At 73.4% G+C, this 12737-nt stretch carries 15 protein-coding genes and 1 tRNA gene; 8 read left to right on the top strand and 8 right to left on the bottom strand.

Translation table 11 applies throughout. The features are described 5' to 3' along the window. The first annotated feature begins 20 nt into the window (after positions 1-20). Positions 21-683, top strand: a complete 663-nt coding sequence (locus ABZ576_RS21965) for an HAD family hydrolase (RefSeq protein WP_360743180.1) — start codon at positions 21-23, stop codon at positions 681-683. Here ABZ576_RS21965 and ABZ576_RS21970 read toward each other — a convergent pair. Next, positions 664-1890, bottom strand: coding sequence for a helix-turn-helix transcriptional regulator (locus ABZ576_RS21970; protein WP_360743183.1), 1227 nt, complete (start codon positions 1888-1890; stop codon positions 664-666). The two genes, ABZ576_RS21965 and ABZ576_RS21970, sit on opposite strands and share 20 nt — an antisense overlap. A gap of 192 nt (positions 1891-2082) precedes the next feature. Here ABZ576_RS21970 and ABZ576_RS21975 point away from each other — a divergent pair, with 192 nt between their 5' ends. Then, positions 2083-2445, top strand: coding sequence for a hypothetical protein (locus ABZ576_RS21975; RefSeq protein WP_360743186.1), 363 nt, complete (start codon positions 2083-2085; stop codon positions 2443-2445). A gap of 583 nt (positions 2446-3028) precedes the next feature. Here the strand turns inward: ABZ576_RS21975 and ABZ576_RS21980 are convergent. Then, the gene (locus tag ABZ576_RS21980) at positions 3029-3262 is read right to left on the bottom strand and encodes a helix-turn-helix transcriptional regulator (protein WP_360743189.1); all 234 of its coding nucleotides are present in this window, start codon (positions 3260-3262) and stop codon (positions 3029-3031) included. Positions 3263-3484: 222 nt separating this feature from the next. On the opposite strand from ABZ576_RS21980, the gene ABZ576_RS21985 reads away from it, so the two are divergent. Beyond that, positions 3485-3721 carry a hypothetical protein gene (locus tag ABZ576_RS21985; protein ID WP_360743192.1) on the top strand — a complete coding sequence of 79 codons (237 nt, stop codon included), beginning with the start codon at positions 3485-3487 and terminating at the stop codon, positions 3719-3721. Here the strand turns inward: ABZ576_RS21985 and ABZ576_RS21990 are convergent. Further along, positions 3718-3849, bottom strand: a complete 132-nt coding sequence (locus ABZ576_RS21990) for a hypothetical protein (protein ID WP_360743194.1) — start codon at positions 3847-3849, stop codon at positions 3718-3720. The two genes, ABZ576_RS21985 and ABZ576_RS21990, sit on opposite strands and share 4 nt — an antisense overlap. 285 nt (positions 3850-4134) lie before the next feature. Here ABZ576_RS21990 and ABZ576_RS21995 point away from each other — a divergent pair, with 285 nt between their 5' ends. From ABZ576_RS21995 to ABZ576_RS22005, 3 genes are read left to right on the top strand one after another with little or no spacing between them, the layout of a single operon-like run. Continuing rightward, positions 4135-5538 carry a glutamine synthetase family protein gene (locus ABZ576_RS21995; RefSeq protein ID WP_360743197.1) on the top strand — a complete coding sequence of 468 codons (1404 nt, stop codon included), beginning with the start codon at positions 4135-4137 and terminating at the stop codon, positions 5536-5538. Positions 5539-5540: 2 nt separating this feature from the next. Further along, complete coding sequence (locus tag ABZ576_RS22000) at positions 5541-6716, top strand: amidohydrolase family protein (protein WP_360743200.1); 1176 nt, start codon at positions 5541-5543, stop codon at positions 6714-6716. 16 nt (positions 6717-6732) lie between these two features. Next, positions 6733-7260, top strand: coding sequence for an NUDIX hydrolase family protein (locus tag ABZ576_RS22005; protein WP_360743372.1), 528 nt, complete (start codon positions 6733-6735; stop codon positions 7258-7260). A 183-nt stretch (positions 7261-7443) separates the two neighbouring features. Here ABZ576_RS22005 and ABZ576_RS22010 read toward each other — a convergent pair. Then, positions 7444-7517: transfer RNA gene (locus ABZ576_RS22010), tRNA-Pro, on the bottom strand. Positions 7518-7641: 124 nt separating this feature from the next. Between ABZ576_RS22010 and ABZ576_RS22015 the strand changes: the two genes are divergently transcribed. Then, entirely contained in the window at positions 7642-8349 is a 708-nt protein-coding gene (locus tag ABZ576_RS22015; protein ID WP_360743203.1) for a transketolase, read from the top strand. A 46-nt stretch (positions 8350-8395) separates the two neighbouring features. After that, positions 8396-9298, top strand: coding sequence for a transketolase (locus tag ABZ576_RS22020; RefSeq protein WP_360743206.1), 903 nt, complete (start codon positions 8396-8398; stop codon positions 9296-9298). Here the strand turns inward: ABZ576_RS22020 and ABZ576_RS22025 are convergent. From ABZ576_RS22025 to ABZ576_RS22040, 4 genes are all read right to left on the bottom strand, one after another. Further along, positions 9288-10601, bottom strand: coding sequence for an MFS transporter (locus ABZ576_RS22025; protein WP_360743209.1), 1314 nt, complete (start codon positions 10599-10601; stop codon positions 9288-9290). The genes ABZ576_RS22020 and ABZ576_RS22025 overlap by 11 nt on opposite strands. A gap of 148 nt (positions 10602-10749) precedes the next feature. Further along, complete coding sequence (locus tag ABZ576_RS22030; RefSeq protein ID WP_360743212.1) at positions 10750-11109, bottom strand: MmcQ/YjbR family DNA-binding protein; 360 nt, start codon at positions 11107-11109, stop codon at positions 10750-10752. Positions 11110-11139: 30 nt separating this feature from the next. Continuing rightward, on the bottom strand, positions 11140-11670 hold the full coding sequence (locus ABZ576_RS22035) for a GNAT family N-acetyltransferase (protein WP_360743375.1): 531 nt from the start codon (positions 11668-11670) through the stop codon (positions 11140-11142). 154 nt (positions 11671-11824) lie between these two features. Further along, positions 11825-12727, bottom strand: a complete 903-nt coding sequence (locus ABZ576_RS22040; RefSeq protein WP_360743215.1) for a LysR family transcriptional regulator — start codon at positions 12725-12727, stop codon at positions 11825-11827. Between the last annotated feature and the right edge of the window lie 10 nt (positions 12728-12737).

Below are 12737 nucleotides of genomic sequence, written 5' to 3' on the forward strand. Positions count from 1 at the left end.
TGTCCGGATACGCTCAGCCCATGATTCGCGCAGTGATCTTCGACGTGGGCGAGTGCCTCGTAGACGAGACGACCGAGTACGGCACCTGGGCAGACTGGTTGTCGGTGCCGCGCCACACCTTCGCCGCGATGTTCGGCGCCGTCATCGCCCAGGGCCGCGACTACCGCGAGGTGTTCCAGGAGTTCCGGCCCGGCTTCGACCTGTACGAGGAGCGAGAGAAGCGCGCCGCCGCCGGGAAGCCAGAGCACTTCGGCGAGCAGGATCTCTACCCGGAAGTCCGGGATGCTCTCGCCGCGCTGCGCGCCGACGGCCTGTGGCTGGGCATCGCCGGTAACCAGACCGTACGCGCGGGCGGCATCCTCCGTGAGCTGTTCAGCCCGGACGTCGACCTGATCGGCACCTCTGACGACTGGGGCGCGTCGAAGCCCGACCCCTCGTTCTTTCGTCGCGTCGCCGACGTCGTCCCGGCCGAGGTGGACGAGATGCTCTACGTCGGCGACCGCATCGACAACGACATCCGGCCAGCCGCCGCGGCCGGCATGCACACCGCGCTCGTGCATCGCGGCCCGTGGGCGACGATCCAGTGGCACACCGAGGAAGCGGAGAAGCTTCCGACCTTCCGGGTCGAGAGTCTCCTCGAACTGTCGCCGCTCATTCAGCGGTTCAACGAGCAAGAGCACTGACGGTTGTAGACCACCCGTACAGCCGGTCATCCAGTTCGCGCACGCAGCGCTCGTGCTGGTGCGGCGCCAACGCGCGCCGCACCTCCCGCACCCGATCCATCCCCATCGCGTACCAGGTGCGCTCCAGCTGATCGAGCGCGCGAACCGCGTACCCGCAGGCCGCCTCCGGGTCACCGGCCGCGGCCTCGACGGCGGCCAGGTCGCCGAGCACGACCGTGGCCTGCTTCTCGTCGGCTGGACCGAGGGCGTCGAGGACGCCGAGGAGCGTGGTCCGGGCCTGCGGCAGGTGACCGGCGCGCAGCTGGGTGTTCCCCTTGAACGCTGCCAGCCGGACCGGGGAGAACCAGTCGAGCCACTCTGGCAACACGGACTCAGCGCCGCGAGCGAGGACGTCCTCGGCATGCCCGATCAGGTGCAGCGCCGTCCGCGTGTTGCCGCAGCGGGTCTCGCACTCCGCTTCCACCGCGTCCAGCCACGCAAGCAGTTCCGCCGATGATGGGCCGCGCCGCGCGTACGTCCGTGCGGCCACCATCCGCTCCACGGCCGCCTCCCGGTCGCCCGCCCAGCCGGGGATGAAAGCCGTGTGTGCCAGGACCGCGGCGCCGAGGAGGGCGTCATCGGCCTCGCCAGCGGCCTGGAGCGCGCGCAGCCACGTCTGCTGCGCACGCTCGGTCTCCCGCAGGTCGAAGAACTCGATCCGCCCGGCGAGCAGCCACGTCTCGGCGAGGGCCGCAGCGATGCGTTGCCGGGTCTGCCCGGCAGCTTCCGGGAGCAGCGCACACCCGAGCGTGGCGTGCGCGAGCGCGGCCGGATGCAAGGTGGCCGGGGCAACGGACCAGTACAGCCGCCGGTGCGAACGGGTGACGGCCTCGTAGTCCTCGGCGGCGGTGGCCGGCTGCATGGCGAGGGCCTGCGTCGGAACGGCGGCGAGACCGACGGCGACCGCGGTCGCGGCGAGCACGGTGCGGCGCGGCTGCCCCGCGGGTGCGCCGGCGGGCGGGATGAACCCGAGCGCTTCGAGGTCCTGGCCGAGGAGGCGTGTGAGAGCCTGGGCCGCCTCGGGCTGCGGCATGGGCGGATGATCGGACTCCCATCGGCGAACCTGCCGCACGCCAACGCGGAGCGCGTCCGCGAGCGCCTGCTGGGAGTGGTATCCGGCGGCGAGCCGGGCCGCCTTGAGGCGGGTGTTACCTGCGGACCGTGCCACTGCTGCACCTCCATCGGTCGTGCGCTGCGGTAAGTGTCACTCCAGGCCCTCATGTTGGCCAGTGGTCACCCGCAAGACCCAATGAAAGTCCTCTTTATGGCAGGAAAGAGACCTCCCCGAGTCCTCGGATTCGTGAGATCGGAGGACCACCCTGGTGTGCGTCAGGCCACACCAGTCGCTGAGGAGTCCCATATGCCCGCAGCTCCCACCGTGGACGCCCCCGAGTGGGACGCCGTCCGCGTCCCCCGCCAGCTCGGCCTCGCCGCCATGTCGATCCTGGGTGCGCGCGCCGGCGCGGTCATCGAGGACCCGGCGCAGACGGCGGTGTACTTCTTCCTCCCCGTCGGTGCCGCCGCCACGTGGGACGTGAAGAACACCTGCCCGCTGTACGGCGGCGAGACGGTACCGCTGCCCCCGGCCCGCCGCATGGATGGGCCTGGCCCGCACTGGCGGATCTGCCCCGGCGACGACGGATGGCTGACCAACCCCGACGCTCTCGCCGCGGCGATCGCGGACGCGTTCGGGCCGAGGGTCGGGGAGGGGCCCGCAGAATGATCACCAGCAGTCCGCTATCCCTCCTTCCGCTCCCAGCCTTCGACGGGCTCACGGAGGCACAGGTGCGCGGTCAGTGCTGCGTCTTCGACGGTGCACCGTTGAGTGGGCCGACCACGGTAGACCTGGGCGAGCGCACGTACCGCAGTGTCGGCGAGCATGCCACCTGGCGCCCACGGGCCTGCCGGTGGTGCGCGGAGCAGCGGGCGCTCGACGCGCTCGTAGAGCACAGCCATGCGTGCCAGCAGTGCAAACAGGACCACACCAAGTGCCCGACCGGCCTGGGGCTGGTGCGCGCGGTCCGGGAGGCAAGCCGATGATCTGCGCCCGCTGTAACCAGCCGATCCAGGGCAAGCCCAAGGCGGTCACCGTCGAGACGGGTAGCAGCGTGAGCAGCCCGGTGCACGTCTGCCCGACGCCGTGCCAGTCGCCGCCGCGGCAGACGTACCCGAAGAAGCGTTGACGCACCCTCGAACTGCGGCCGCGCCGACCCCCTCGACTGGGGAGGCCGCAAGGTCCGCCGCCGGTTCGCCCCCGGGCCGGCGGCGGGCTGGGCCCGGCCGGCGGAGGTAGGCGGCCGGGCCCTTCACCGGACCAGGTCGGCCAGGGGTACGTCGAGAGCGTCGGCGATGAGCAGCAGGTGATCCAGCAGGGTGCTGTGCGTGCCTTGCTCGATCCGGTTGATCGTCTTGCGGTCGAGCCGCGCCAGCTCGCCGAGCTTCTCCTGTGATAGTCCGCGTGCGCCGCGAGCGGCGCGGATGGCGTCCCCAATGACCCGGCGGCGGGTGAGTACCCAGTCGGGCAGGGGATCAGATGGCACGCATACACGCTGATCAACTTCCTGATCATTGTCTGTACCATGCTTGGTACATCGTGAGTGCGGTTTCTGGCCATCACACAACCCCCCAGGCAATGAAACGCCCGTTCGAGTGACGTGATTTTTGACCTATTGTCAACGGGGAAGTCGCAGGTCAAGTATTTGCATGCGAATTCAACAAAACGTGAGACCACGCATCGGCCCTACCAGCACAGCGAGGCATGCATGACCGATGAGCCACCCGCAACCCTCCCGGGAGCCCTCACCGATCTACAGCGAGCCCGCATCGACTACGCCAGCCGCGACCTTGAATACGCGCGCGCGGAAGACCTCGCTCAACTGCCGGCGGCCGGACTCATCCTGATCATCGAGCGTCTCCGCACCCGCCTTGATGACGTGCTCCAGATCATCGGAGAAGTGACGAGGGACCACGAGCCTCAGCAGGAGGACCAGCAACACTAAGGACGGGTTGACGACAACATATCGTCGTCCAGCAGCGTGCCGTCCATGTCGGTGACGATCAGCCGGATGTCGGCGGGGCCGGCGGGCGGCCCCGAGGCGTCGAGGAGGGGCGTGGGCGTGGCGGGCATGTCCAGCTTCCGGTCGGGGTCGGGCTACCGGTCCAGTGTTCCCCATGCCGAACACGCGCCCGAAGCCGCGGGGCCCGCGACCACCCGCCGCGCCCGTTCCCCGGGACAGCGCGATCGGCCGGGCGGCACAATGACGGCGGGCGACCGCACGCGAGAAGGGCGGACACGTGAGCGAGGGCGGGACCCCGGCGGCCGGACGGGGTAGCTGAACGGCGGCCGGACACCACCGTGGCGCACGGCGCCCGGTCCGGCCCCCATGCCGCCCGGGCCCGCCGAGGAGGACGTATGACGACTTCTGACGACCCCGTGCCCGGCGGGCGTCCCGGCGACCGGCGCCGGGTCGCCGCGCTCACCGCCGGCCTGGCGGCCCGGGGCGTACGCGGGATCGTGCTGGCGTACGTCGACACCGCGGGCGTCGGCCGGGTCAAGACGATCCCGACGGACCGGCTGGAGGCGGCCGTGACCCGGGGTGTCGGCATGTCCCCGGTGTTCGACACGTTCCTCGCGGGCGACTCGGTCGTCCGCACCGACGTCCTCGGCTCGCCCGACGGCGACCTGCGGCTCTATCCGGATCTGGACGGGCTGGTGACGCTGGCCGGGCAGCCCGGCTGGGCGTGGGCGCCGGTGGACCGGATCACCCAGGAGGGCGGCCGGCACCCCGGCTGCTCCCGGACCTTCCTTCGCCGGGTCGTCCGCGACGCCGCCGCACGGCACGGCCTCTCCTTCAAGGCGGCGATCGAGATCGAGTGGGCCGTCGGGCTCGGCTCGGCACCCGCCGGGGAGTTCGTACCGGCGGTCTCCGGCCCGGCGTACGGCGCGATCCGGCAGGTCGAGCTGAGCGACTGCGCCGCCGACCTGCTGGCCGCGTGCGCGGCGCAGGGCGTGGACGTCGACCAGCTGCATCCCGAGTACGCGCCCGGACAGTTCGAGATCTCGGTCGGCGCACTGGACCCGGTGGCGGCGGCCGACCGCAGCGTGCTGGTCCGGCAGACGGTCCGGGCGGTCGCGGCACGGCACGGGCTGCGCGTGTCGTTCGCACCCGCGGTCGGCGCCGAGGGCGTCGGCAACGGCGGCCACCTGCATCTGTCCTGCTGGCGCGACGGGGTGAACCTGCACGCCGGCGGCGAGGGCAGGTACGGCCTGACGGCCGAGGCGGAGTCCTTCGCCGCCGGGGTCCTCGCCCACCTGCCGGCCCTGACGGCGGTCACCGCACCGAGTCCGGCCAGCTATCTGCGGCTGCGGCCGTCCCAGTGGGCGGGCGTCTTCACGGCCTGGGGCCACGAGACCCGCGAGGCCGCCCTGCGGATGGTGACGGGCACGGCGGGCCGCCACGAGCAGGACGCCAACATGGAGGTCAAACCGGTCGACCTGGCCGCCAATCCGTACCTGGCCCTCGGCTGCGTGATCGCCGCGGGACTCGACGGCCTCGCGGCGGCCCGCCCCCTGCCCGAGGAGATCACCGGCGACCCGGCCCGCTACGGCCCCGACGAGGCGGCCGCCCTGGGCGTGCGGCGGCTGCCCCGGTCGCTGCCGGAGGCCGTCGAGGCGTTCCGCGCGGACCGGGTGCTGCGGTCCGCGCTGGGCCCGGTCCTCGCGGACGCGGTGAGCGCCGTACGGCTCGGCGAGGCGGCCGCCGTCGAGGGACTCGACCCCGCCCAGGTGGCGGCGGCCTACCGCTGGACGTACTGATCATGGCCGTACCGGGACCGGTCCACGAGGCCCTCGCCGCGCTGCCGCTGGTGGACCACCACTGCCACGGCGCGGTGACGGCCGACCTGGACGCCTGCGGATTCGAGGCGCTGATCACCGAGGGCGCGGCCTGGCCCGGTGTCTCGCCGTTCGACACCCCGGCCGGCGTGGCCGTCCGCCGCCACTGCGCGCCCCTGCTGGGCCTCCCCCGGCACGCTCCGCCCGCCGATTACCTGGCCCGGCGTGCGGAGCTGGGCTGGCGGGAGGTCAACCGCCGTTTCCTGACCGCCGCCGGCGCCGAGGTCTTCTGCGTGGACACCGGCCACACCCCGCACCCGCTCACCTCCCCCGCGGAACTGGCGGCGGCGGCCGGGGCCAGGGCCGGCGAGGTCGTGCGGCTGGAGCGGATCGCGGAGTCGGTGGCCGCGCGGGGTGTGGAGGCCGGCGAGTACGCGGGCGTGTTCCGCGCCGCGGCCGAGGAGGCCGTGCGCCGGCCGGGCGTGGTGGCGGTGAAGTCGGTCGCGGCCTACCGCACCGGCTTCGCCCTGGACCCGCGGCGCCCCGCGGACGCGGAGGTGGTGCGGGCGGCGCGGGACTGGCTGGCACGCGGCGGACGGCTCGCCGACCCGGTCCTGGTACGGCACCTGCTGTGGACCGCGGTCGAGCTGGGGCTGCCGCTGCAGCTGCACACCGGGTTCGGTGACGCGGACGTACGGCTGCACCACGCCGACCCCGCCCTGCTCACCGACTGGCTGCGCCGGACCGCCGGCACGGTCCCGGTCCTGCTGCTGCACTGCTGGCCGTACCACCGCCAGGCCGCCTATCTGGCGGCGGTGTTCGAGCAGGTGTACCTGGACGTGGGGCTCGCCCTGCACCACACCGGTCCGGCCCGCTGCCGTGCGGTGCTGGAGGAGGCGCTGGAGATCACCCCGTTCCGCAAGCTGCTGTACAGCTCCGACGCCTATGGTGTGGCCGAGTTCCATCATCTGGGCGCCCTGTGTTTCCGGCGGGGCCTCGCCGATCTGCTGCAAGAACGCGTGGACGCCGACGAGTTGGGTCTCGGCGACGCCCTGCGGATCGCGGCCTGGACGGGCCGCGACAACGCCCGCCGACTGTACGGACCGCCCGTATCCGAACCGGCCCGCGATCCCAGCGGGCGCCCCACCCGGAAAGTATGATCAAGCAATGTCTGACATGACCGAGACCACACCCGGCTGGCTGACCACGGACGAGCTGGAAATGGCCAGGGCCCGGATGCCGATTCTGTACGTCGAGGCCGTACCCGTACGCGTGGACGACAGCGGTGAAGTCACCAGCATCGGACTGCTGCTGCGCATCGGCCCGGACGGCACGGTCAGCCGGACCCTGGTCTCCGGCCGTGTCCTGCACCACGAGCGGGTCCGCGACGCGCTGCTGCGGCACCTGGAGAAGGACCTCGGCCCGGTCGCGCTGCCGCGCGTGCCGGCCTCCCTCCAGCCCTTCACGGTCGCGGAGTACTTTCCGACGGCCGGCATCACGCCGTACCACGATCCGCGCCAGCACGCCGTGTCGCTGGCCTACGTCGTGCCGGTGACCGGTGACTGCCGGCCCCGGCAGGATGCGCTGGACCTCGTCTGGTTCACTCCCCAGGAAGCGGCTTCCCCGGCCCTCCACAGCGAGATGCCGGGCGGCCACGGGGTCCTGCTGAAGCAGGCACTGGCCCACGTGGGCGTGGTGATCTGAGGCCCGACCGGGCCGGTGCCCGCTCGGGGGCTGTCCGCCCGGGGGGCTGTCCGCTCGGGGGGCTGTCCGCTCGGGGGGCTGTCCGCTCGGGGGGCTGTCCGCTCGGGGGCTGTCCGCCCGCGAACGACCGGAAGGCGGCTTCGGATGTCTCCGAAGCCGCCTTCCGACCTGCGTGCTCACAAGTCGGGACGACAGGATTTGAACCTGCGACCCCTTGACCCCCAGTCAAGTGCGCTACCAAGCTGCGCCACGTCCCGATGCCGTTTGACCTGGGGTTTCCCCGGCCGAACGCGCACAGAAACAATACCGCATCCGGCTCGGTGGTCGCGCGCCGTTTTCCCTGTTGACCTCAAGTTTGGTTGAGGTTGCACGATCTTCCGCATGACGATCGCAGCGGACAAGCACTCCCTTCACGGCTATGACGACCTGCCCCGGCTGATGGGGCTCCTGACCGGCGACGAGAAGCACGGCCCGGCGGCCACCTCCACGCTCGACGTGCTCTGGGTGCTCTACGACCGGGTGCTCCGGGTCGCCCCGGAGCGGCGGGACGACCCGGAGCGGGACCGCTTCCTGCTGAGCAAGGGCCACGGCCCCATGGCCTACTACGCGGTGCTGGCCGCGAAGGGCTTCGTGCCGGTGGAGTGGCTGCCGGACTTCGGGTCGTACGACTCCCCCCTCGGCCACCACCCGGACCGCGTACTGGTGCCGGGCGCCGAGATCGGCAGCGGGTCGCTCGGCCACGGACTGCCGATCGCCGTGGGCACCGCGCTGGGCCTGCGGGCGCAGGGCCGGCCCGGTCCGGCGGTCTGGGTGCTGATCGGGGACGCCGAACTGGACGAGGGCAGCAACCACGAGGCCATCGCCTTCGCCGGGCCCGCCGGGCTGGACCGGCTGCACACCGTGGTGATCGACAACTCCTCCGCCAGCCACGCGCTGCCCGGCGGGATCGCGGCCCGCTTCGAGGCCGCGGGCTGGTCCGCGGTGACCGTCGACGGCCGCGACCACGAGGCGCTGCACGCCGCGTTCACCGCGCCGCACCCGGGCCGGCCGCACGTGGTCGTGGCCCGTGTCGAGCCGAAGAACGCCTGACCGCCTCCCCCGCCCCCTTCGGAACTCTGTGGAAAGGGTCCTTGTGATGGACACCATGCGCGACCGCTTCGCCCCCGTCGTCTCCCGGCTGCTGGACGAGGACCCGCGGGTCGCGGTCGTCCTCGCCGAGATCGGCAGGGACGGCTTCACCGAAGCCGAGCGCCGGCATCCCGACCGGGTGATCAACGTCGGCATCCGCGAGCAGCTCCTGGTCGGGGCGGCGGCGGGACTGGCACTCACCGGGCTGCGGCCCGTGGTGCACACCTTCGCCAGCTTCCTCGTGGAACGCCCGTTCGAGCAGGTCAAGCTGGATCTGGGGCACCAGGACACGGGGGCGGTGCTGGTGAGCGCCGCGGCCTCCTTCGACTGGCCGGCCGGCGGTTTCACCCACATGGCCCCCGGCGACGTGGCCCTCCTCGACACGCTGGACGGCTGGACCGTGCATGTGCCCGGGCATCCGGACGAGGCCGAGACGCTGCTGCACCACGCGGTCGCCGCCGGCGACGACAAGGTGTACGTGCGGCTCTCCGTGCAGTCCAACCAGCGGGGCCGGGTGATCGACGGGCGGCACTTCGTCACGGTCCGCGAGGGCCGCTCGGGCGTGGTCGTCGCCGTGGGCCCGGTGCTGGACGCGGTCCTCGCCGCGACGGAGGGCCTGGACGTGACCGTGCTCTACGCGACGACCGTACGGCCCTTCGACGCGGCCGGGCTGCGCCGGGCCACGGAGACGGCCGGCACCGACGTCGTCCTGGTCGAGCCCTATCTGGCGGGCACGTCGACGCCCGCGGCGAGCGAGGCGCTGTCCGACGTCCCGCACCGGATCCTCGCCCTGGGCGTGGGCCGCCGGGAGCTGCGCCGCTACGGCACCATCGAGGAGCACGTGGCCGCGCACGGCCTGGACCCGGCCGGCCTCCGGACCCGGATCGGACGGTTCTTTCTCAGGGGGTGACCGGGCCCGGGGCGGCCTGCGCGGGCCGGGTCGGGTCGGCGCGTACCAGGTCGCGTATCGCCGGTGTCGCGAGCAGGGCCGCGGCCACCACCAGGCTGATGACACCGGCGGCCAGCAGGACATGGCCGGCGCCGAGTGCTCCGGCCGCGGGGCCGGCGAGGGCCTGGCCGACCGGCATCATGGCGAGCGAGCCTGCCACGTCGTAGGCGTGGATGCGGTTGAGCACCTCGGCCGGGACCTGGGTCTGGACGGTGGTCGCCCACATCACGCCCCAGAACGACATCCCCGCACCGGCGAGCGCGGCCCCGGCCGCCATCGCCGGTACGCCGAGGCCCGCGCCGACGGTCGCGGGGAAGCCGCAGAAGGCGAACAGAGCGATCGCTCCGGCCCGCAGCATGCGGCGGGGACGCAGCCGCAGGGCGAGCAGGCCCCCGATCACCGTGCCCGCGCCGAGGGCCGAGTTGACCAGGCCGTAGGCGCCCGGGCCGTGGTGGCGGACGACCTCGGTCGCCACGAGCGGGACGGTGGGCCCCCATACGGCGAGCATGTACAGGCACCAGACGGCGATCACGCCCCACAGCCAGGCGCGGGAGCGGAACTCCCGCCATCCCTCGACGAGATCGGCGCGGAAGGCCCGCATGCCCGGGCCGGCAGCGGGCCGGGCGGCCGGGGGAAGCGGGCGCAGCCGGAGCAGCAGCAGGCACAGGGCGCTGGCCGCGTAGGTGGCGGCGTGCGCGGCGAACACACCGCCGGGCGAGGCGAGGCCGACCAGGACACCGGCGACGGCCGGGCCGGCGAGCTGGGCGGCGGACTCGGCGACGCGTATCGCTCCGTTCGCGCCCTGGACGTCGGCGGCGAGGCGGGGCACGGTGCTGGCCACGCCCGGCTGGAAGACCGCGCCGGCCACACCGTTGGCGATGCCGATGGCGCAGATCTGCCACAGCACCACGTGTCCGGCGAAGAAGAGGCCGGCGGCGAGGGACTGGGTGCCGAGCCGGACGAGATCGGCGCCGATCATCAGCTTCCGGGTGCTGAACCGGTCGGCGACGACCCCGCCGAAGACGACCAGGCCGGCGAAGGCGGCGGCGGTGGAGGCCATGGCGAGGCCGATCGCGCCGGCGCCGTAGCCGTGCTCCAGCAGGCCGGCGGCGAGGGCCACCGGGAGCATGGTGTCACCGAGGCGGGCGGCGGCCCGCGCCACGAAGAACAGCGCGAAGTCCCGCGACCACAGGGCCGGGGCGGCGGTCGCCGCGCCACGCGCTCCCCGGGCGGCGGCCGTGCGCCGTGAGTCCGTTCCGGTCATCCCCCGCGATCCCCTCCCCGACTCGGCCCTGACCCGCCTCGCGGGCGCCCCCGACAGCGCCGGCACCGCCGCGCGGATCATGCCACGCTCCGGCCTCGTCCGCCGGGAATTTCGGTCCCGGCCCGTCAGGCCCGGCCCGGGCAGGCGGTCACTCCCCGGCCGGGAGCCCCAACTCGGGGTGGGCGTCCAGGAGTCGGGGCGGGGCGGCCTGCCGCCAGGAGTCGGCCAGGATGTCCCGCAGTTCGTCCTCGTCGTCCAGGGCCCCGAGTCTCGCTCTCACCCAGGCGAACTGGGCCTCGTGGCCGGCGATCCAGAACTTCTCCGGCTCGGCCAGCACCAGTTCGTCGCGCTCCTCCTTGGGACAGCGCACGGCGATGGACGTCTCGTCCTCGGGCAGGGTGGCGAACATCTTCCCGGCCACCCGGAACGTGGGCATGCTCCACGCCACCTTCTCGGTGGTGTCCGGCAGGGACAGGGCGATTCGGCGTACGTCTTCTGCATCCGGCATGCATCGCACCGTAGCCCCCGCCACTGACAGTCACCCGTCCGGAGCAACCAGCCGCTTGTAGTAGAGAGTCGTGGGACGCAGCTCGCCCGCCGGGCCGGCCGCGTAGTCGGGGATGGTGCCGGCCACGGTCCAGCCGGCCGAGCGGTACAGGAGCTCGGCACGGCTGCCGGTCTCGGTGTCGAGGTGGAGCAGGGTGCGGCCGGCGGCAGCGGCGGCCCGCTCGGCGGTGGCGAGGAGGAGGCGGCCGAGGCCCTGTCCCCGCGCGGAGCGGTGCACCATCAGCTTGACCAGCTCGGCGCGGTGCCGGCTGTTCGGGCTGCCGGGCAGGGCCAGGCCGACCGTGCCGGCCACCCGGCCCGCGGGGTCCACGGCCGCCCACACAAGGAGGTCGCCCGCCGCGGCGGCGTCCGCCCGCTTCCGCCACCAGGCGACCGCCTCGGCGTGGCCGAGCGGCGCGAGGAAGCCGACGGAGGCTCCGGAGTCGACGGTGTCGCGCAGCAGCACTGCCAGGTCCCCGGCGCGGTCGCGCACCTGGGCGCCGTCCCAGCGCTCCACCCTCACGGCCGGTCCACCGCCCGTACCGGGGCGGTCGACCTGGTTCCCGACGGTCACCTGGCCTCCCCTGGAACCGCCGGAGTTGCCGTGCCCGACCGCATCCTCGTTTCCCATGTCCGGGACGCTATCGCGGGCACGGGACGGCCCTGTTACGGGACCCTCACTCCTGTGCCGCCTCGCCGAGTGCGTCCAGTACCGGGCGGATCAGCGGGTGTCCCTCGGCTCCGCGGCGGACGGCGGCGAAGACCCGGCGGGTCGGCGCGACCCCGTCGACGGGACGGACGACCACACCGGCGAGGTCCATGCCGCGCAGCGCGGAGCGCGGTACGAGGGCCACGCCCGCGTCGGCCGAGGCGAGGGCGACGACGGCCCGGAAGTCGTCCGAGGAGTGTTCGAGGCGGGGCTGGAAGCCGGCGCTCTCACAGGCGAGGACGACCACGTCGTGGCAGGGGTTGCCGGGGTAGGGGCCGATCCAGGCGTCCTTGGCCAGTTCGGCGAGCGGCACCTCGGCGGCGTCGGCGAGGCGGTGGCCCACGGGGACGACTGCGTCGAACGGCTCGGCGTAGAGCGGGACGTGGGTGAGGCGGGGGTCGTCGGCCGACGGCGCGCCCCGGTACTCGACGGCGACCGCGACATCGACCTGCCGGTCCAGGACCATGGGCAGGCTGGCGTCGCCCTCCGCGTCCTGCACCCGGATCCTTATCCCGGGCGCGGTGGTGGCGAGGCGGGCCACAGCCGGGGCCACGACCTGGGCGATGCCGGTCGCGAAGGCCGCCACGGTGACAGTGCCGGCCTCGCCGGAGCCGTAGGCGGCCAGCTCGGCCTCGGCGCGCTCCAGCTGGGCGAGGACCGCGTTGGTGTGGCTGAGCAGGATCTCGCCGGCCGGGGTGAGCCGTACGCCCTTGGCACCGCGCTCGACCAGCCGGTGGCCGGTCTCCTGCTCCAGCGCGGTCAGCTGCTGGGAGACGGCCGAGGGGGTGAGATAGAGCGCGGCGGCCGCCGCGGTGACCGTACGGTGGTCGGCCACCGCACGGAGGATGTGGAGCCGCCGCGCTTCGATCATGCCGTCGATT

Origin of the sequence: Streptomyces sp. NPDC013455, assembly GCF_040632975.1 — a bacterium.
Lineage (GTDB): Bacteria > Actinomycetota > Actinomycetes > Streptomycetales > Streptomycetaceae > Streptomyces.

Bases quoted from the DNA above. Each gene is read 5' to 3' on its own strand.
- ABZ576_RS21965 (WP_360743180.1), top strand. From the start codon at position 21: ATGATTCGCGCAGTGATCTTCGACGTGGGCGAGTGCCTCGTAGACGAG.
- ABZ576_RS21975 (WP_360743186.1), top strand. From the start codon at position 2,083: ATGCCCGCAGCTCCCACCGTGGACGCCCCCGAGTGGGACGCCGTCCGC.
- ABZ576_RS21985 (WP_360743192.1), top strand. From the start codon at position 3,485: ATGACCGATGAGCCACCCGCAACCCTCCCGGGAGCCCTCACCGATCTA.
- ABZ576_RS21990 (WP_360743194.1), bottom strand. From the start codon at position 3,849: ATGCCCGCCACGCCCACGCCCCTCCTCGACGCCTCGGGGCCGCCCGCC.
- ABZ576_RS21995 (WP_360743197.1), top strand. From the start codon at position 4,135: ATGACGACTTCTGACGACCCCGTGCCCGGCGGGCGTCCCGGCGACCGG.
- ABZ576_RS22000 (WP_360743200.1), top strand. From the start codon at position 5,541: ATGGCCGTACCGGGACCGGTCCACGAGGCCCTCGCCGCGCTGCCGCTG.
- ABZ576_RS22005 (WP_360743372.1), top strand. From the start codon at position 6,733: ATGACCGAGACCACACCCGGCTGGCTGACCACGGACGAGCTGGAAATG.
- ABZ576_RS22015 (WP_360743203.1), top strand. From the start codon at position 7,642: ATGACGATCGCAGCGGACAAGCACTCCCTTCACGGCTATGACGACCTG.
- ABZ576_RS22020 (WP_360743206.1), top strand. From the start codon at position 8,396: ATGGACACCATGCGCGACCGCTTCGCCCCCGTCGTCTCCCGGCTGCTG.
- ABZ576_RS22025 (WP_360743209.1), bottom strand. From the start codon at position 10,601: ATGACCGGAACGGACTCACGGCGCACGGCCGCCGCCCGGGGAGCGCGT.
- ABZ576_RS22030 (WP_360743212.1), bottom strand. From the start codon at position 11,109: ATGCCGGATGCAGAAGACGTACGCCGAATCGCCCTGTCCCTGCCGGAC.
- ABZ576_RS22040 (WP_360743215.1), bottom strand. From the start codon at position 12,727: ATGATCGAAGCGCGGCGGCTCCACATCCTCCGTGCGGTGGCCGACCAC.